Below are 17,699 nucleotides of genomic sequence, written 5' to 3' on the forward strand. Positions count from 1 at the left end.
ACAGAATGAAACTTCAAGTAACTAAAAAAGCAGAACATAAATTTAAAAAAGGATATCCTTTAATTCAGAAAGAAGATTTGCAACAAGTGCCAGCGCAGTTACCAACAGATTGGCTTACTTTGATTGATAGTAAAGGCCAGCGCTTAGCTGAAGGATATTTAGGCGAACAAAATAAAGGAATTGGTTGGTTGCTGTCATGGCATGGACCAATTAATCAATCTTTTTTTCAACAACTCTTTGAAATAAGTCGTGAGAAGCGGACGTCTTTTGAAAAGGATTCGCTGACAACTGCGTATCGATTATTTAATGGAGAAGGGGATGGCATTGGGGGTCTAATCATCGATCGCTATGCAGATTACGCCGTTTTTTCATGGTATAATGAAACCCTTTATCAGAAAAAAGCCGAACTTTTGACGGCGTTTCGCACAGTTTATCCTGACATTATTGGTGCCTACGAAAAGATTCGCTTTTCCACAAAAGATTTACCAGAATCACAGTTTTTGTATGGCGAACAAGCACCCGAGCCATTACTTGTCACTGAAAATGGCGTTCAATTTGCTACCTATTTAAACGAAGGATTAATGACAGGCATCTTTTTAGATCAAAAAGAAGTTCGTGGTCGATTAGTAGATGGTTTTGCAGTAGGTAAAACAGTCTTAAATATGTTTAGTTATACAGGTGCTTTTTCAGTAGCTGCCGCTATGGGGGGTGCCGTGGCCACCACTAGTGTGGATTTAGCTAAACGAAGCTTACCGAAAACGACTGAGCAATTTGAAGTCAATCATTTAAATCTTGCCCCGCAAAAGATTATTGTCATGGATGTTTTTGACTACTTTAAATATGCTTCACGTAAAGGCTTGAGTTATGACATGATCATTTTGGATCCGCCGAGTTTTGCTCGCAACAAAAAGAAAGTTTTTTCCGTTGCTAAAAATTATGGGGAGCTAGTGAAAGATTCTATTGATATTTTAACGGATAAGGGAACGCTTATTGCCTCAACCAATGCGGCAAATTTATCCTTAGCCAAATATCAAAAAATGGTGATTACTGCCTTGCAAGAGAAAAATGTTCGTTACAAGATTACGGACACGTATCAATTACCGGCAGACTTTCAAGTGAATCCTAATTTTCCAGAAGGTAATTACTTAAAAGTCCTGTTTATCGAAATTGAAAAATAATTTTTTACACCAAGCAAAAGTCCCAGCGCCGCTAATCGGCATTGGGACTTTTGCTTGGTGTTTATTTTATAGTAACTTTTGGGCTTTTTGGGTATTTGCAAAATGCAGCTTCGCGTAGTTCGCTAATAAGTCTAGGCCGCCTTTTTTCAAAATACGGGCGGCTACTTGGTCTGATTTGCTGCCAGCACCAGAGGGCACAGAGAAACCCAATTCTGCAGATTCTTTGTCTAACTCTTCTAAAAAAGCAGCGCGGCTAATAATAGAGGCGGCAGCAACGGCAACATGATACTGCTCTCCTTTAGTGACGAAGAACAATTTTTCAGTGACTTGATTTTTTTCATTACGAACATATTTCCGATAGTTATTTTCAGGGGTGAATTGGTCAATCAAAATCCCTTCTGGCTTTGTGAGAGCCAACTCTTGTAGCAACAGATAAATCGCTTGGTTATGCAAAGCGACTTTCATGTGTACAGCATTGTAGTTTGGTTGGATCTCATTGTATTTTTTTGGTTCAACGATTAATAACTTGTAAGGAATCAGTTCTTTAATGACATGTGACAATTGAATAATTTGTGGGTCGGTTAATTCTTTGGAATCACGAACACCCAATGCTTTTAGTTTGCTAATCATGCTTTTGTCAACATAGGCAGCACAGACAGTTACTGGACCAAAATAGCTACCATTACCGACTTCATCGGAACCTATCACAGACCAGTTGCCAAAATCAGCAGGCAGCGTTGTAGTCTGGGGGGACACTTTTTTCTTTGGTGTGGTACTCGTTCCTTCCCAACGAGCGGCCTCTTTTTCAGCTTGAGGTCCCTGAAACATGACTTTACCTGATTGATAAGCAGTGATGGTAGTGGTACCAACCTTGGCCACAAAGACAGTATAAGGGACCGTTTTATTTAAACGATTGGGTTGATAAACAGTGGTCATCTCTGCTAATGTTTTTTTACTAACTTTAATTACGTGATTCTGTGCCATCAATTGTTCCTCATTTCTTGATATTTCTTCTTTACTATAGTAAAGGAAAAACAAGTAAATGAAAAGGTTTTGCGTTAGCTTATTCCTGAAAATGACAATGTTTAGGAAATGTATAATTTTTTTCTATAGTTGGGCGCTAGTTGTTATCTAAATTTTTATTCAGTGCTATACTGTGGGAGAGAAGGAGACGATGAAAGAGTCGACTAGAACAAGGGGTGATGTGTTTGAGAAGAAAAAAAGAAATGCAAGAAAATGAACCAATAGCAGTGACTGCTAACGCGGAACGCTATTATCCAGAAGATAAACAAGGCTTGACGGCCGCACAAGTTGAAGAAAGAAAGCGAAAAGGCTTAGTCAATGCCGCCGTCGATACAGAGTTTATCACAACGAAACAGATTGTTATTAATAACGTATTTACGTATTTCAACTTAATTTTTGTGGTACTAGGCGTGTTATTAATGATGGTACAATCTTATAAAAATATGACCTTTTTGCCAGTAGTAATCATTAATACGGTCATTGGAATTTACCAAGAAATTAAGTCGAAGAAAGTATTAGATAGCTTAAATATTCTAAACGCTACAAAAGTAACCGTTGTGAGGGATGGCCAAGAACAAGAAATTTCGCCAGATGAGCTGGTTTTGGATGATGTGGTGCTCTTTAAATCGGGTGAACAGATTTCTGGGGATGCAATTGTCTTATCTGGTGAAGTCCGTGTGAATGAATCCTTGTTAACTGGGGAATCTGATGAGATTACCAAAGTAGCAGATAGCCAACTTTTGTCAGGTAGCTTTATTGTGTCAGGTTCTTGTTATGCAAGAATTGATAAAATTGGCGCTGAGGCCTATGTTCATCAATTGACGCTTGAAGCGAAATCAATTAAAAAAGGGGAACAATCAGAGATGGTCGGTTCCATTAACCGTTTGGTGAAATGGGTAGGGATTATTATTATCCCGATCGGCTGTGTTCTATTTTTCCAAAGTTATTTCATCAACCATCAAGGGCTTCATGACAGCATTGTCTCCATGGAAGCTGCTTTGATTGGGATGATCCCGGAAGGGTTATACCTTTTAACAACCGTTGCATTAGCTGCCAGCACAATGCGCTTAGCGAAGCGCGGCGTTTTATTGCACAACATGAAAAGTATCGAATCTTTAGCGCGTGTTGATGTGTTATGTGTAGATAAAACAGGAACAATTACTGAAAACACGATGGAAGTCCAAGAGTTGGTTCCTGTGGTGAGCATCGAAAATGATGGTACAGACTTAACCAATGTCGAAAAATTAATTGGCGATTTTTGCCGAACAATGTCAGCAGACAATGATACGATGAAAGCGATGAAAGAATTTTTTGTTACTAATAATCAGAGGGAAGCCGTTAGCTATACCTCGTTTTCGTCTGTCGAAAAATTTAGTAGCGTGACTTTCCCAGAAGCGACGTATATTCTTGGGGCGCCAGAGATGATTTTGAGAGACAATTATGAAATGTATCAATCTGAAGTGGAACATTATACAAGTCAAGGCTATCGCTTATTGGTGTTCGGAAAGTATTTAGTAGAATTTCAGGAAACGTTGGCAGCAGAGGTTCAACCTCTAGGCTACATTCTTCTTTGGAATCCGATTCGTAAAGAAGCCAAAGCAACTTTTGAATATTTCGCTGAACAAAATGTGGCCATTAAGGTCATTTCTGGCGATAATCCTTTAACAGTATCCAATGTAGCACAAGCGGCAGGCATTATTGGTGCTGAAAATTATGTGGACGCGCGAACATTAACTACAATGGAAGCCCAGACAGAAGCTTTAGAAAAATACACCGTTTTTGGTCGTGTCACGCCAGAACAAAAGAAACAATTTGTACTATTGTTGAAAAAATTAGATCATACAGTGGCGATGACAGGGGATGGAGTCAATGATATTTTAGCCATGAAAGAAGCAGATTGTAGTATTGCCATGGCTTCAGGAAATCAAGCTACAGCACAAGCCTCGCAAGTTGTGTTGTTAGATTCTGATTTTTCAACAATGCCGGAGGTTGTCTTTGAAGGTCGCCAAGTAGTTAATAACATTGAACGTTCTTCAAGTTTATTCCTTGTAAAAAATATTTTCTCCTTGCTGATGTCTGTCTTTGCTATGATTTTTGCCGTGACATATCCTTTACAACCGACACAAGTCACATTGATTAGTTTATTTACAATTGGTATTCCTTCGACATTTCTAGCTTTGGAACCAAATCATCGTCGCATTGAAGGGAAATTTCTTTTCAATGTGTTATCAAAAGCAATTCCTGGTGGGTTAACGGATATGTTAGTAGTCGGTGCTTTACTAATTTGTGGTGATATTCTTGCACTTCAAAAAACGGACATTTCAACGACTGCAACATTGTTGCTAGTTTCAGTCGGCTTTATGGTTCTTTATAAAATTAGTTCACCAATGAATCGTTACCGCAAGCGCGTAATGATTGGCTGTTTAATCGGAATGGTTATTACAAGTATTTCCATGAAAAACTTGTTCTCGTTAACTTCGGTATCGCCAACAGCCTTGTTACTTTTAGCCATTCTTTTCTTTGCAGCAGACTCAACTTTCCAACATTTATCAACCATTTCTGAAAAAGTTCAATTATGGTTTTATAAGAAAAGACATTAGGAGCAAAACACCGAGCCAAAATTATTTTGGTTCGGTGTTTTTTGTTTTTTATTGTTGGGAAAAATAAAAACACTTGTACCTAGTTAATCCTTGATAGTATAAACCTAACCAATTATTTTAGATAGGAAGGATTGAATAAAAATGAAAAAAAGAAGTTTTGTCTATTGGGGAATGTTTTTCATTCTTTTGTCGACGCTGATAACGCCTTTTCTGAAACTTGAAAAAGGATATGCGCAAACGGAACCAACTAGTACCAGTGAAACCAATCAAATTTCTGCTACGCCAAACGTAATACCGCGTAAACAAGTGGGCAACATTGTGACAGCGATTCAACTAACGGACAAAGAGGGGAACCCACTTGGGACCATTAATCAATATACAGACATCTACCTCCGAATTGAGTTCAACTTACCGGATAATACCGTTAATAGTGGGGATACGAGTGTGATCACTTTACCCGAAGAGCTACGTCTCGAGAAAAATATGACCTTTAATGTAGTAGATGATACAGGTGCTGTGGTTGCAATCGCACAGACCGATGTAGCAAATAAAACGGTCACGTTAACGTATACAGATTACGTAGAAAACCATGCCAATATTAGTGGGTCTTTATATTTTACAAGTTTGATTGATTTCGAAAATGTCGAAAATGAATCCAAGATTCCTATTTACGTCACGGTGGAAGGGGAAAAAATATTTGCTGGCGATCTTGATTACCAAGGTGAAGGCGATGATGTTAACGAAAAATTTAGCAAGTATTCGTGGTTTATCGAAGACGATCCAACCGAAATTTACAATGTACTACGGATTAATCCAACAGGGCAAACGTATACTGATTTAGAAGTGGAAGATGTGCTAAAAACAGCAAGTTTAAGTTATATCAAAGACACTATGAAAATTGAACGAGGACAATGGACACTGGATGGAAATGCTATTTGGCAGTTCACGTCAGAGGAAGATATAACTGGTCAGTTGTCTGTCCAGTATGGTCCTGGTGACCGCAATTTTTCGGTGCATTTTGGCAATATTGGGACTAATGAATATCGTATCACCTATAAAACCAAAATCGATCATCTTCCCGAAAAAGGTGAAACCTTCACAAATTATGCAAAATTAACAGAAAATCAAACGGTGGTGGAAGAAGTCGAAGTGAGTCGTGTCTCACAAACGGGTGGTGGAGAAGCCAATGGTGAGCAATATGTTGTTGAAATTCATAAAGAAGATGAAGCGGGACAGCGTTTAGCAGGTGCAGAGTTTGAACTCATTCGTAACTCAACCAATCAAACAGTGGCCAAAATCACAACAGATCAAAACGGAACAGCGATTGTTAAAGGCTTGTTAAAAGATAACTATACTTTAGTAGAAACCAAAGCACCTATCGGTTACCAACTTTCGCAAAACAAGATTTCAATAACACCTGAAGACTTTGGTAAAAACTTAGTTGCACTGAAAACTGTTGTGAATCATAAGATTTCATATCAACCAGTCTCTGCTTCATTTTTAGCTGGAAAAGTTCTTTTAGGAAAACCACTAAAGGATGCTGAATTTCAATTTGAATTGTTAGATGAGAAAGGTACAGTACTAGAAACGGTTAGTAACGATACTTTAGGGAAAATTCAATTTTCACCATTAACCTTTGAAACTCCTGGAAACTATCAATACACCATTCGGGAAGTAAACACGCAACAGGCAGGTGTTTCCTACGATACGCACAACCTTCAAGTTCAAGTAACCGTCGAGGCGCTTTTAGGAAATCTTGTGGCGACTACTCAGTATGATGGAGGTCAAGTATTTACTAATCACTATACGCCAGAAAAACCTATAGAAAGTACCACACCACCAACGAGTGGGACAACAGATACTACCACGAATTCAACCACAGAAACTACTTCAATAACCATTGAAAAACAGGCGATTCGTAATAAGGAATTGCCAAAAACAGGAGAAACAAAAGAAAACGCGTTTCTTTTCTTAGGTAGCCTTCTTTTGATTCAAGGATTATTTATCTATTTTAAAACGAAAAAATAATCGCTTAGATAGTTTCAGTAATCGAGACAAAATGTGCAAATTTCGAGAGATTTAGCTTGTTCATTTGAGTTTGGAGTGGTTCTGTGCTATACTATCTTTAGCGTAATGATACTAGTTGGGAGTGAGCGGATTTCTGCTCACTCTTTTTGATGGAAAAGTCATCAGGACACGGTTCGTTACATCAATCTCGAAGGAGGCGAAAATTTTGAGTAGTGCTGTGGAAACTGTAACAAAGTTAGTCACACCAATCTTAGAAGAACAAAATTTTGAACTTGTGGAAGTAGAGTTTGTTAAGGAAGGAAAAAATTGGTTTTTACGAGTATTTATCGATAAAGAAGGTGGCATTGATATTGAGGAATGTGCCTTTGTCAGCGAAAAATTAAGTGAAAAACTAGATGCAATGGATCCAGATCCAATTCCGCAAGCGTACTTTCTGGAAGTTTCTTCTCCGGGAGCAGAACGTCCGTTAAAGAAAGAAAGCGATTATGAACAAGCGGTAGGCAAGTACATTCATATTTCTCTTTATCAAGCAGTTGATGGAGAAAAACAGATTGAAGGTACCTTAGTCCATCTTGATTCAGAACAATTAACATTAAGTGTAAAAATTAAAACCAGAGTGAAGGAAATGACTTTTGAACGTAAAAATATCGCAAAAGCTCGTTTAGCCATTCAATTTTAATCAACAGACTCGAATGTAAAAAAGGGTCCACTAAAAGTTTTACTTTTAGCTAGGCCTGTGACAAGTTTTAACGAGAAGTTTTTCCCTTGGAAGAAGAACCACTCGTTCAGCTTTAACGAATCCATAGGAGGAAAAGAAAAACAATGAGCAAAGAAATGTTAAATGCATTAGACGTATTAGAAGCTGAAAAAGGGATTCCTAAAGATACGGTGATTGAAGCGTTACAAGCAGCTTTAGTTTCTGCATATAAAAGACATTATGGACAAGCAAGCAACGTCGAAGTTGAATTTGAACCAAAAAAAGGCAATATTCACGTATATGCTGTCAAAGAAGTAACAGAAGAAGTATTTGATTCACAACTGGAAGTTTCATTAAAAGATGCCGTTGCATTAAATGGGGCATATGAAATCGGCGACAAAATTCGTTTTGAGGTTACGCCAAAAGACTTTGGCCGCATTGCTGCCCAAACAGCAAAGCAAGTAATTTTACAACGTGTCCGTGAAGCAGAAAGAACAATTATTTATAATGAATTTAGCGAATACGAAAATGACATCATGCAAGGAATTGTTGAACGTCAAGATCGTCGTTATATTTATGTAAACTTAGGCAAAATCGAAGCAGTCTTATCAAAACAAGATCAAATGCCAAATGAATTTTACCAACCGCATGATCGGATTAAAGTTTACGTATCACGTGTTGAAAACACATCAAAAGGCCCACAAGTTTTTGTAAGCCGTAGTCATCCAGATTTACTAAAACGTCTTTTTGAACAAGAAATTCCAGAAGTTTATGATGGAATTGTTGAAATCGTAAGCGTCGCTCGTGAAGCTGGCGATCGTTCAAAAGTAGCCGTTCGTTCAACAGATCCTAATATTGACCCAGTGGGTACCTGTGTTGGTCCAAAAGGCCAACGTGTCCAAGCGATTGTGAATGAATTAAAAGGCGAAAATATGGATATTGTGGAATGGAACGAAGATCCAGCTATTTATATTAGTAATGCCTTGAATCCAGCTCAAGTATTAGATGTTATTTTTGATCCAGAAAATAGCAAAGCATGTACAGTCGTTGTACCTGATTATCAATTGTCATTAGCAATTGGTAAACGTGGTCAAAATGCGCGCTTAGCTGCTAAATTAACGGGCCATAAAATTGATATCAAATCAGAATCTGATATGGCTGAATTTTATGAACAACAAGCCAATCAAGAAGTTGCCGAAGTTGCAGAAGAAATGGATGAAGCAATTATCCATTCAGATATGACGGCAGATGATTACGAAAACTTGGCTGCTGAAGAAGCAGTTGTTGAAGCAGAAATTACAGAAGAATTACCTGAACAAGAATAACGTTTTTGGAGGGTGAAAAAATGAAAAAGAGAAAAATTCCAATGCGTAAATCGGTTGTTTCAGGCGAAATGAAACCGAAAAAAGAATTAGTCAGAATTACTCGCTCCAAAGAAGGCGAAGTGGCCTTAGATCCAACTGGTAAATTACCTGGACGTGGCGCTTACGTTGATTTGGATCCTGCGGAAGTCCAAAAAGCTTGGGATAAAAAAATTCTTGATCGTGTCTTAGAAACAAAATTAAGTGATGAATTTTATCAAGAACTATTGGATTATGTAACACATCAAAAAGCCCGCAAAGAGTTGTTTGGCGATGGAAAATAAAACCAAAATTTTGAACCTTTTAGGTTTAGCAATGCGCGCCGGTAAATTAGTCACAGGCGAGGAATTAACCCTTAAAGATATTCGTGCAAACAAAGCGAAATTTGTGTTTGTTGCGCAAGATGCCAGTGAGAATACTAGAAAGAAAATCAAGGACAAAAGTTCTTATTATAATGTTCCTGTTAGCGAACTGTTCAGTCAATTCGAGCTCAGCCAAGCGATTGGGCGACCACGAATGGTTATCGGAGTAACTGATGCAGGATTTGCCACCAAAATCAAGGAATTACTAAAAGGTTAGGAAGGTGATTGCATGGGAAAAAAAAGAATTTATGAACTAGCAAAAGAAATGAATAAAGCAAGCAAAGACGTTGTCGATAAAGCGCATCAATTAGGTATGGATGTTAAAAACCATATGGGCGCAATTAGTTCCGAGCAAGAAACAAAGCTTCGTCAAGCATTCGGAGGAGGAAGTACCGTAAATACTCAATCAAAAGCAACAAACAACCAAAAGCAACAAACAACACAAAATAAACCAGCCAATAAGAAACCAATGAACAATAAACCTGGTGAACAAAGAAATAACCAAAATCGTCCAAACAATCAATCAACGAATGGACAACAAAGAAACAACAACAACCAAAATCGTCACGGCCAAAGCAACACACAAAACCGTAGCAATCAAACAAATACAAACAATCAAAACCGCAATACCCAAAACAATAACGGTTCTACAACGAATCAAAATCGGACCAACCAAAATAACAATGGCGGGAACAACCAAAACCGTGGCGGCCAAAACCGTAACAACAATTTTGGTGGCGGTCAAAATCGTAATAACCGGAATAACTTTAATAACCAAAACCGCAATCGTTTCAACAAAAAAGGGAAAAAAGGCAAACATCAACAAGAATCAGCGAAGCCAGCAGTTCCAGCACGTAAATTCCGTGAATTACCAGATGTTTTAGAATATACAGAAGGTATGAACGTGGCGGATATTGCGAAAAAAATCCACCGCGAACCAGCGGAAATCATCAAAAAATTATTTATGATGGGTGTCATGGTTAACCAAAACCAAGCCCTAGATAAAGATACAATTGAATTATTAGCTGTGGACTATGGCATGGAACCGCAAGAAAAAGTTCAAGTTGATATTGCGGACATTGATAAATTCTTCGAACCAGAAGCAGTTGTTGAAGAAAACTTAACTACACGTCCCCCTGTTGTCACAATCATGGGACACGTAGACCACGGGAAAACAACATTATTAGATACATTGCGCCATTCTCGTGTGACTTCAGGTGAAGCAGGCGGTATCACGCAGCATATTGGTGCCTATCAGTTAGATATTGATGGCAAACCAATTACGTTCTTAGATACACCAGGACATGCGGCCTTTACAAGTATGCGCGCGCGTGGTGCCAGCATCACTGATATTACCATCTTAGTTGTTGCAGCGGACGATGGAGTAATGCCACAAACAATCGAGGCGATTAACCATGCCAAAGCGGCAAAAGTGCCAATTATTGTAGCAGTTAACAAAATTGATAAGCCTGGTGCGAACCCTGATCATGTGAAACAAGAATTAAGTGAACATGAATTAATTCCTGAAGAGTGGGGCGGAGATACGATTTTCGTCAATATTTCAGCGAAATTCAATCAAAACATTGATGAGCTATTGGAAAATATTTTATTGATTGCTGAAGTAGAAGACTTAAAAGCTGATCCAACGCAAAAAGCAATTGGAACAGTGATTGAAGCGCGCTTGGATAAAGGTAAAGGTCCGGTTGCGACATTACTCGTTCAACAAGGAACTTTACATGTTGGTGATCCAATCGTTGTTGGTAATACTTACGGACGTGTTCGTGTGATGACCAATGACATGGGCCGCCGTGATAAAGAAGCAGGACCCGCAACTCCTGTAGAAATTACCGGATTAAATGATGTTCCTCAAGCGGGTGATCGTTTTGTGGTCTTTGAAGATGAAAAAACAGCACGTCAAGCAGGGGAAGAACGGGCTAAACGTGCGTTGCTTGAACAACGTTCAGCAAGTAGCCGTGTGACATTGGATAACTTATTTGAAAGTCTAAAAGAAGGCGAATTAAAAGAAGTTAATATCATTGTCAAAGCAGACGTACAAGGATCTGCCGAAGCCGTTTCAGCAAGTTTACAAAAAATTGATGTAGAAGGCGTTCGTGTGAAAATTGTTCACGCGGCAGTTGGGGCCATCAATGAAAGCGACGTAACTTTAGCTGCAGCAAGTAATGCGATTATTATCGGCTTTAACGTTCGCCCAACACCACAAGCAAAACAACAAGCAGAACAAGAAGAAGTTGATATTCGTTTACACCGTATTATCTATAAAGCCCTAGAAGAAATCGAAACAGCGATGAAAGGGTTATTAGATCCAGAATTTGAAGAAAAAATTACGGGTCAAATGACGGTTCGTGAATTGTACAAAGTATCTAAAGTTGGCACAATCGCTGGCTGTTATGTTACAGAAGGCTTTATTCGCCGCGATAGTGGCGTGCGTGTCATTCGTGATGGTATTGTTATTTATGAAGGTAAATTAGCAAGCTTGAAACGCTTTAAAGATGACGTGAAAGAAGTCAAACTTGGTTTTGAATGTGGCGCTATGATTGAAAACTTCAATGATTTACGTGTAGATGATGCGATTGAAGGCTTCATTATGGAAGAAATCAAACAATAATTTTAGTAATTGGAGGAAGACACTATGGCAAATTATCGTGACCGTCGTGTAGGTCAAGAAATCATGCGTGAAGTGAATGATATCTTGAACAAACGCATCAGAGATCCACGCGTCCAAGGCATCACTATTACAGATGTTCGTGTGACCGGTGATTTACAACAAGCAACGATTTATTACAGCTTGTTATCTGATTTAGCTTCCGAACAACAAAAAGCTCAACAAGGCTTAGACAAAGCCAAAGGACTGATTCGTAAAGAATTAGGACAACGGTTAACCTTGTATAAAACACCAGAGTTGATTTTTGAAAGAGACGAATCTGTCCAATACGGAAATCACATTGATGAGTTGATTCGTAAGTTGAATCAAGGTGAATAATTAAAAAGAAAAAGCACACCAGACGAATGGTGTGCTTTTTCTTTTCATGATTTCTTGATAAAATAGTCATGGAGGTGCAAAGATGAAAAGAATTGTTGTTTTCTATAAAAATGGAGATCGTTATTTAAAAGAAATGGGTTCAGGCAAGAGTTCCCTGTACTTTTTTCTTTTCTTCTTTGTACTACATAGTATGCGGAAACATATTATTCAGTTCATCGGATTTTGGCCGTCATTTATATTCGTCCTTATACTTGTCCCCAATCTTATGCTTGGCGTTGGACATATTAACCATTGGTACAAAAACCGCTCTTGAATTTTCTAGAATACTTTTAAGCATGGAACAAAATCCTTATTGATTTTGTTCCATGCTTTTTAAGTTAACCCAGTATTTAATACCACCACAGAATAATCCCTAAATTCAAAAATCCGTCCTTTATAAAGATAAGTGGCGCCATACTTTTGTCGATAGTACGTAATCACATTTTTTAATGTTTCAACATCGATTTCCAAAAATTCAGCACAAGAATAATGGTTACTTAAGCCAGCTTCAGAGCAACGAATTAAATCGTCTAATGTAACTAATTGCTCTAAGGCCACATTGCGGGCTTTCAACTCTTGCTTCCGATTTTCTGTACAATTTTGATTTAAAATAGTGCCAACGGATGTTTGATAATGCCCGTATTCCTCGGCTAAAATGTTCTTCTTTTGACGGGTACTCAATGTTTTTTCAATATAAATTTTGCCATTTCGATACAACCCATAACAACCTGTTTGATTGTATAAATCAATTTCTAAAACCGTCACATCCTTTTGAATGGAACTGACGAGTTTTTCATAATCATTCACTTTACCATTCACCTGCCATTACTTAATAAAAAGAGTAGATGGGAAGTTAATCCTCTTTTTTGTCAGAAGAAATCGATTGTTGATATTTGGCATCAATTTCATCCAAGTAATCGTGAATTTTCTCGATTTCTTCTTTTGAAAATATCTTTTCTGGATCCCCAGCGTGGGCAGCCAGTGTCATTTCGTCACGGCGAGGGAATGAGAGAATTTCTGCTTGCGTTTGTTGTTCGTGTAATTGTTGTTCGGCAAATTGATAAACGATGGCTTGTCGTTGGGGTTCTAATTTTTTATAAATGCGGTCGATAGTTGAGGCATTTTTTTCCATGGGAACTTCTTGTCCCATCAACCAGGCCTCATTAATGTCTAATGCATCTGCAATGCGATAAACTTTGTCTTGTTTTGCTTCGTAACGACCAGCTAGCCAATCGCTGATCGAAGATTTACCGATGCCAGTTTTTTTCGCTAATTCACTAGGTTTGATGTTCTTGGCTGTTAAAGCCTCTTTTAAACGGATAGCAAAAATGTTCATATTTCCGAACCTCCTATTGCCTCAAAGTATACTATACCTGTTTAGAGAAGGCAAGTAACAATCGCAATTAAATTTAGCAGTTCATAAAACCGAACTTATGAGTTGACAGTGAAAATATTTGATGCTAAGATAGAGCCATTCAAATGTTCGGTTAACTGAACTAATTTTTTTGAACACTTTGTTCGGAAAACCGTATTTTGGTGGAAAGGGTGAAGAAATGAGTCGGAATTATAAAAAAACGTTGTCGGATATGTTACTTTTAGCAATTATTTTATTAATAAGCAGTGTCTCAATAAAAATTGGGGTCATCGTGATTGGGATGATTGGCCTCATGGAATTACTAACAGAGTAACAATAATTTAGTCAAAAGGAGAGAAGCGGATTGGCAGAACGACGCATGTTTGCAAAAACGATTATTGATAGTGATGCGTTTTTAGATATGCCTTTATCAAGTCAGGCCCTGTATTTTCATTTAGCGATGCGTGCCGATGATGATGGATTTATCAATAATCCCAAAAAATTGCAGCGAATGGTTGGTTGTGGGGAAGACGATCTAAAATTGCTAATGGTTAAAAAATTTATTCTAGTATTTGAAAGTGGTGTGATCGTTATCAAACATTGGAAAATTCATAATTATATTCGCAGTGATCGTTACAAACCAACCTTGTATCAAGAAGAGAAAAATCAGATTGTTGAAAAAAATAGCAAAGCTTATACGTTTAAAGTAGAATCGTCTGTCAGTGGTCAACCAGCTGACTACCAACGGTTACCACAGGAAAGCATAGGCCAGTCTAAGTTAGGTCAGAGTCAAGGTAGTAGTTCGGAAAACGATTGTTTAAAGACGATTTATCATTTTTATGAGGAAAACGGCTTTGGTACACTGGCCTCAAAAACAAGCCAAGATTTTAAGTATTGGTTGCAAGATTTTATACAAAAAGGGGCTAGCCAAGAGGAAGCATGCCAATTAATCTTGCATGCTTTAGGGATTGCCGTCGATCGAAATAAACGGAATTACGGCTATGTAAATGCTATTTTGAAAAGTTGGGAGCAACAAAATTATTTATCCGTACATGAAGTTCTAGTAAATGATAAAAAACAAGTGTCGGAGCACGCGCCGCAAATGACAGAAGAATATCAAGAGTTAGGTTTTTAAAGAAAGGAGGAAATCAGTATGCATGCGACAGATCAAACTTTTCAAATACTATTGAGTCAATTGTTAGAAAAAGTTGAAGACCGATGTCCTGAATGTGGCAGTGAACAATATGTTTGGCAACAAAAAAATAAAGATGGCACAGAACGTTGTGCCCCAACTTGTTGGTCGTGTGGGTATAAAATGCTAAAAAAACATGAACAAGAAGCCACTCAACAACGTTCTCAAGAGAGTTTTATGGCGCGTACACAAAAATTTTTTCATCAAGGGTCCTTAATTGCTGATGATGCGCTACGGCAATGTCGTTTAACCAATTACCAAACCACTGAATTAGAAACAAGACAAGCAAAAGAACGGGCCTTAGCAGCAGTTTCAGCGATTGTCGAAGGAAAGCCAATCCACGTTATTTTTTCAGGGAAACCTGGTGTTGGTAAAAGTCATTTGGCTATCAGTATTTTAGTTGAAGTCTTAGAACGCTCTGCATATCAAAAGTATTGTTTATTTGTCAGCTACTCTGAGTTATTAGAAAAACTAAAAATGTCCATGAATGAGTCGACCAAAAGCCAAGCAAAGGCTCAAGCGTATATTACTAGAATGAAAAAAGCAGACGTTTTGGTCTTAGATGATTTAGGTGCTGAATTAGGAATTAAAAATAAAGTTAGTACGGATTTTAATAATGACATCTTAAATCGAATTTTAGAAGCTAGACAGAATAAAGCAACTATTTTTACTACTAATTTTTCTGGAAAACAACTGGTGGAGGCCTATGGAACACGCATTATTTCTCGTCTAATGAAGCACGCCAGTGGCTATGTTTTCCAATATAAAGACACAACAGACAAACGAATGAGGAGTGTGAAATAAATATGTTAACAATTATTATTGGGTTTATCTTTTGGACAATGACACTAATGTTAGGTTATCTAATTGGTGAAAGAGAAGGCCGTAAACATGAGTAATTTAACAAAACGTAAAAAAGATTTATTTGAAATGAAAAGCGTTGTATTTAAAGATATTTCAAAGCAACAAAGCGAAAAAGCACAAAAAAGAAAACAACTCTTACAACTAATGAATCAATATCCCGATTGGACAAGTCAGAAAAATAAACCTATTATGCAGGAAATTCAAGAATTAGGACAAGCAATCGGTAATTGGTCGATGGATCAATCAAGACCCATCCAATCCATCAAGGCCGCATCGTTTACAAAAAGCGAGTATCTCTATTTAATTTGGCTCGGTTATTCAGATGAAGCGATTCGTCACGGCTTAGACATGTCGAAAGAGTGTTATTTTATTTATCGATTAACACTTTTAAATGAATAAAAGTAAAGGAGATTAACCAATGCGTACGTCAACATTTAATTATATCAAAGATATTTTAGCAGACTTTTATAAAACAGATGAGTATATCCGGCAACGGGAAGAAGAATTACGGCACCCTTATCAAGAAGCAGATTTAAATGCTGGTATTAGAGGACAAGGACTTCACTCTGTAGTGACCGAACGAATGGCGATTACGATAGCTATGGATCGCCGTCTGTGGAACTTAGAGAGAAATCGAGACATTATCAAAAATTGTTTAGCTGAAGCGGATGAACAAACGCGCGTGATTATTGAAGAACTATATATGAAAAAACGGCCCTCTTTAACATTAATTGGACTTGCCCAGCAATTATTTATTAGTAAAAGCCAAGCCTATAAATTAAGAAATCATTTCTTTGAAGCGGTGGCGGATGAACTAGGGATGTAAACATGGAAAAAGCGTGGAATTTTTTCAGGTGTCAACATGGTAAATTAATAGTGTCGAAAGAGATAGATAAACGTGAGGCAACCAAAAAAATGAAGACACGGAATTCTATGATTTTGACTGCTTTCTTGTGTCAGCTATGAAGGAGCAGAAAATGCCGGCTACTTTCAAGATCCTTCATTTTGACTAGAAGAGAGCCAATTTGTTAACCAATCCTGAATTTTTTGAATGGAAAGGTGGCGCTAAAAATGAATGAAGCGGAACAAGAGTTATATGAAGCCCTTGTTGCAATCTGCCAGACGTCAGGATTTTTGTTGCTAGAGGAACTGCCGACAGATTTACCAGATCAGCCATTTGTTTACTTAGGTGATAGTAAAGAATTACCTAAGCCAACTAAATCAGCTATTTTGGGTGAAATTGAATTAATAATGCATGTTTATGGTGCGTTATCTGAACGACAACAAATTTCTACAATTAAAGGAACGATTTTACGGCAGGCAACCAGTAACTTAAAACGAACGGCTCATTTTAATTGGGGTATCAAACATCAAGAAGTCAAAGCACAAATGGTAAAAGATACCAAACAAATGAAAAAAACAATTTGGCATGCTGTACTACCATTACACATGCAATTTTACTAGGAGGAATTATCAATGGGAGAAGTTATGCAAGGAAAAGACCGTATTTTATTAGTTCGTCGCTTGGATGAAGCAGCGACAAAGAAAGCAATGAAACCCTTATTTCAAATTGAACATGAATGGGAATTCTCACGTGAATCGAGCGGTACGCAAACAAAAGATGGCGTTGCGAATGCTGTTTCTGGTTTAGAAGTTACGTTATCGTTAAGCGGTTTAGCCTCTCGCGATGATGAAAATTTATACATGAAAGACGCAGTTGAAGATGGCATCTTAATGGAATTTTGGGACGTTGATTTAAAAGGTGAAAAAAATGCGGAAGGTAAATATCCAGCAATTTATGCCCAAGGTTATGTAAATTCATGGAGTTTACCAGCCAATGTAGAAGAATTAGTAGAAATCGAAACAGAAGCCTCTATTAATGGCAAACCACAAGATGGTTTTGCAACAGTAGAAGCAGATATTATTGCAGAAGCACAATATGCGTTCCAAGATACCGTTCCAGATAAAGCACCACAACCTGGCGCATAATCAAAAAGTGT

At 37.8% G+C, this 17,699-nt stretch carries 19 protein-coding genes; 16 read left to right on the forward strand and 3 right to left on the reverse strand.

Translation table 11 applies throughout. The features are described from left to right. Positions 1–5 precede the first annotated feature (5 nt). Positions 6–1,178, forward strand: coding sequence for a class I SAM-dependent rRNA methyltransferase (locus tag IGL86_RS05000; RefSeq protein WP_033625326.1), 1,173 nt, complete (start codon positions 6–8; stop codon positions 1,176–1,178). 66 nt (positions 1,179–1,244) lie between these two features. On the opposite strand, the gene rnhC is transcribed toward IGL86_RS05000, so the two are convergent. Next, positions 1,245–2,162 (reverse strand): ribonuclease HIII, encoded by a 918-nt coding sequence (rnhC, locus tag IGL86_RS05005; RefSeq protein WP_033625327.1) that lies wholly within the window; start codon positions 2,160–2,162, stop codon positions 1,245–1,247. Between the two features lie 218 nt (positions 2,163–2,380). On the opposite strand from rnhC, the gene IGL86_RS05010 reads away from it, so the two are divergent. The 8 genes from IGL86_RS05010 (at position 2,381) to rbfA (ending at position 12,250) form a co-directional block, all read left to right on the forward strand. Further along, positions 2,381–4,801: a cation-translocating P-type ATPase gene (locus tag IGL86_RS05010; protein WP_033625328.1), complete on the forward strand. Its 2,421-nt coding sequence runs from the start codon at positions 2,381–2,383 to the stop codon at positions 4,799–4,801. Between the two features lie 141 nt (positions 4,802–4,942). After that, positions 4,943–6,829: an Ig-like domain-containing protein gene (locus IGL86_RS05015; protein WP_033625329.1), complete on the forward strand. Its 1,887-nt coding sequence runs from the start codon at positions 4,943–4,945 to the stop codon at positions 6,827–6,829. A gap of 205 nt (positions 6,830–7,034) precedes the next feature. Beyond that, positions 7,035–7,508 (forward strand): ribosome maturation factor RimP, encoded by a 474-nt coding sequence (gene rimP, locus IGL86_RS05020; RefSeq protein WP_002357863.1) that lies wholly within the window; start codon positions 7,035–7,037, stop codon positions 7,506–7,508. A 143-nt stretch (positions 7,509–7,651) separates the two neighbouring features. Further along, entirely contained in the window at positions 7,652–8,851 is a 1,200-nt protein-coding gene (nusA, locus tag IGL86_RS05025) for a transcription termination factor NusA (RefSeq protein ID WP_002357862.1), read from the forward strand. Positions 8,852–8,871: 20 nt separating this feature from the next. Further along, complete coding sequence (rnpM, locus tag IGL86_RS05030; RefSeq protein WP_002363794.1) at positions 8,872–9,171, forward strand: RNase P modulator RnpM; 300 nt, start codon at positions 8,872–8,874, stop codon at positions 9,169–9,171. Further along, positions 9,161–9,466: a YlxQ-related RNA-binding protein gene (locus tag IGL86_RS05035; RefSeq protein ID WP_002357860.1), complete on the forward strand. Its 306-nt coding sequence runs from the start codon at positions 9,161–9,163 to the stop codon at positions 9,464–9,466. The genes rnpM and IGL86_RS05035 overlap by 11 nt, the downstream gene beginning before the upstream one ends. 12 nt (positions 9,467–9,478) lie before the next feature. Further along, complete coding sequence (infB, locus tag IGL86_RS05040) at positions 9,479–11,875, forward strand: translation initiation factor IF-2 (protein WP_002375041.1); 2,397 nt, start codon at positions 9,479–9,481, stop codon at positions 11,873–11,875. Between the two features lie 24 nt (positions 11,876–11,899). Beyond that, a complete protein-coding gene (rbfA, locus tag IGL86_RS05045; RefSeq protein ID WP_002360497.1) occupies positions 11,900–12,250 on the forward strand; it encodes a 30S ribosome-binding factor RbfA in 351 nt (116 codons plus the stop codon). A 372-nt stretch (positions 12,251–12,622) separates the two neighbouring features. Here rbfA and IGL86_RS05050 read toward each other — a convergent pair whose 3' ends face one another. Continuing rightward, positions 12,623–13,108 carry a toxin-antitoxin system toxin component gene (locus tag IGL86_RS05050; protein WP_016617233.1) on the reverse strand — a complete coding sequence of 162 codons (486 nt, stop codon included), beginning with the start codon at positions 13,106–13,108 and terminating at the stop codon, positions 12,623–12,625. Positions 13,109–13,142: 34 nt separating this feature from the next. Next, positions 13,143–13,625 (reverse strand): helix-turn-helix domain-containing protein, encoded by a 483-nt coding sequence (locus tag IGL86_RS05055; protein WP_002357856.1) that lies wholly within the window; start codon positions 13,623–13,625, stop codon positions 13,143–13,145. Between the two features lie 169 nt (positions 13,626–13,794). Between IGL86_RS05055 and IGL86_RS05060 the strand changes: the two genes are divergently transcribed. From IGL86_RS05060 to IGL86_RS05090, 7 genes are all read left to right on the forward strand, one after another. Then, on the forward strand, positions 13,795–13,977 hold the full coding sequence (locus IGL86_RS05060) for a hypothetical protein (protein WP_050443818.1): 183 nt from the start codon (positions 13,795–13,797) through the stop codon (positions 13,975–13,977). Positions 13,978–14,022: 45 nt separating this feature from the next. After that, the gene (locus IGL86_RS05065) at positions 14,023–14,778 is read left to right on the forward strand and encodes a DnaD domain protein (RefSeq protein WP_033625339.1); all 756 of its coding nucleotides are present in this window, start codon (positions 14,023–14,025) and stop codon (positions 14,776–14,778) included. A gap of 18 nt (positions 14,779–14,796) precedes the next feature. Further along, positions 14,797–15,639, forward strand: coding sequence for an ATP-binding protein (locus IGL86_RS05070; protein WP_002375035.1), 843 nt, complete (start codon positions 14,797–14,799; stop codon positions 15,637–15,639). 66 nt (positions 15,640–15,705) lie between these two features. Continuing rightward, the gene (locus tag IGL86_RS05075; protein WP_033625331.1) at positions 15,706–16,098 is read left to right on the forward strand and encodes a hypothetical protein; all 393 of its coding nucleotides are present in this window, start codon (positions 15,706–15,708) and stop codon (positions 16,096–16,098) included. 19 nt (positions 16,099–16,117) lie between these two features. Beyond that, positions 16,118–16,525 (forward strand): RinA family phage transcriptional activator, encoded by a 408-nt coding sequence (locus tag IGL86_RS05080; RefSeq protein WP_002360491.1) that lies wholly within the window; start codon positions 16,118–16,120, stop codon positions 16,523–16,525. A gap of 221 nt (positions 16,526–16,746) precedes the next feature. After that, positions 16,747–17,163: a hypothetical protein gene (locus tag IGL86_RS05085; RefSeq protein WP_002382237.1), complete on the forward strand. Its 417-nt coding sequence runs from the start codon at positions 16,747–16,749 to the stop codon at positions 17,161–17,163. 12 nt (positions 17,164–17,175) lie between these two features. Beyond that, a complete protein-coding gene (locus tag IGL86_RS05090) occupies positions 17,176–17,688 on the forward strand; it encodes a phage major tail protein, TP901-1 family (RefSeq protein WP_002381948.1) in 513 nt (170 codons plus the stop codon). Positions 17,689–17,699: the final 11 nt, after the last annotated feature.

Source organism: Enterococcus sp. DIV0774 (assembly GCF_050539095.1).
Classification (GTDB): domain Bacteria; phylum Bacillota; class Bacilli; order Lactobacillales; family Enterococcaceae; genus Enterococcus; species Enterococcus faecalis.

What these genes read in the sequence shown, in the direction of transcription:
- IGL86_RS05000 (WP_033625326.1), top strand. Translation starts at nt 6, where the DNA reads ATGAAACTTCAAGTAACTAAAAAAGCAGAACATAAATTTAAAAAAGGA.
- rnhC (WP_033625327.1), bottom strand. Translation starts at nt 2,162, where the DNA reads ATGGCACAGAATCACGTAATTAAAGTTAGTAAAAAAACATTAGCAGAG.
- IGL86_RS05010 (WP_033625328.1), top strand. Translation starts at nt 2,381, where the DNA reads ATGTGTTTGAGAAGAAAAAAAGAAATGCAAGAAAATGAACCAATAGCA.
- IGL86_RS05015 (WP_033625329.1), top strand. Translation starts at nt 4,943, where the DNA reads ATGAAAAAAAGAAGTTTTGTCTATTGGGGAATGTTTTTCATTCTTTTG.
- nusA (WP_002357862.1), top strand. Translation starts at nt 7,652, where the DNA reads ATGAGCAAAGAAATGTTAAATGCATTAGACGTATTAGAAGCTGAAAAA.
- rnpM (WP_002363794.1), top strand. Translation starts at nt 8,872, where the DNA reads ATGAAAAAGAGAAAAATTCCAATGCGTAAATCGGTTGTTTCAGGCGAA.
- IGL86_RS05035 (WP_002357860.1), top strand. Translation starts at nt 9,161, where the DNA reads ATGGAAAATAAAACCAAAATTTTGAACCTTTTAGGTTTAGCAATGCGC.
- infB (WP_002375041.1), top strand. Translation starts at nt 9,479, where the DNA reads ATGGGAAAAAAAAGAATTTATGAACTAGCAAAAGAAATGAATAAAGCA.
- rbfA (WP_002360497.1), top strand. Translation starts at nt 11,900, where the DNA reads ATGGCAAATTATCGTGACCGTCGTGTAGGTCAAGAAATCATGCGTGAA.
- IGL86_RS05055 (WP_002357856.1), bottom strand. Translation starts at nt 13,625, where the DNA reads ATGAACATTTTTGCTATCCGTTTAAAAGAGGCTTTAACAGCCAAGAAC.
- IGL86_RS05065 (WP_033625339.1), top strand. Translation starts at nt 14,023, where the DNA reads ATGTTTGCAAAAACGATTATTGATAGTGATGCGTTTTTAGATATGCCT.
- IGL86_RS05070 (WP_002375035.1), top strand. Translation starts at nt 14,797, where the DNA reads ATGCATGCGACAGATCAAACTTTTCAAATACTATTGAGTCAATTGTTA.
- IGL86_RS05080 (WP_002360491.1), top strand. Translation starts at nt 16,118, where the DNA reads ATGCGTACGTCAACATTTAATTATATCAAAGATATTTTAGCAGACTTT.
- IGL86_RS05090 (WP_002381948.1), top strand. Translation starts at nt 17,176, where the DNA reads ATGGGAGAAGTTATGCAAGGAAAAGACCGTATTTTATTAGTTCGTCGC.